Source organism: Corynebacterium sp. HMSC070H05, from assembly GCF_001837615.1.
In the GTDB taxonomy this organism is placed as follows: Bacteria; Actinomycetota; Actinomycetes; order Mycobacteriales; family Mycobacteriaceae; genus Corynebacterium; species Corynebacterium coyleae.
In genome coordinates this window covers 1-475 of sequence record NZ_KV833275.1, presented here as the reverse complement: position 1 = coordinate 475, position 475 = coordinate 1, and the positions used below count along the sequence as shown (strand labels likewise).

Genomic DNA, 475 nt, shown 5'->3' with positions numbered 1-475 from the left:
CTGCCTCCACTGCTTGACGTAGCGCTGTACCGGCGAATACGAGCCGGTATATCCATGTTCGGCGGCAAGCCGGTCACAGATGCGCTGCGCAGTGTGGCGTTGCTTGCGCGGCATGCGCTGATCTTGCTCAAGCCACCGATCAATCACGGCACACAACGTCTCACCGAGCGCTAGTGATCCTGGCTTATGTAACTTAACTGGCGGGATAGGGCTGAAATCGTCCTGGTTGACGTACTTATCGACCGTAGCGCGAGATACCGATACCGCCTTCGCGATCGCTCGTCGGGACATTCCCTCGTCATCGAGCTGTCTGATAGTTTCGATCGTGGTCATGCTGATTGTCATCTACTTTCTGGTCCCTTCCTGAAAAACCAAGTCCCGGACCTCGCGGCCAAACGAAGATGGGACATTTCTCAGGAACAGAAACCTACTGGGATGGTTACTCGGCATGGCCCTTTTTCATTCCAAAAGAGCC

1 protein-coding gene is annotated in these 475 nt (G+C 54.9%); it reads right to left on the bottom strand.

The features are described 5' to 3' along the window. A partial coding sequence (locus tag HMPREF2617_RS11540) for a helix-turn-helix domain-containing protein (RefSeq protein WP_168168320.1) occupies window positions 1-333 on the bottom strand: 333 nt, incomplete at its 3' end. Window positions 334-475: the final 142 nt, after the last annotated feature.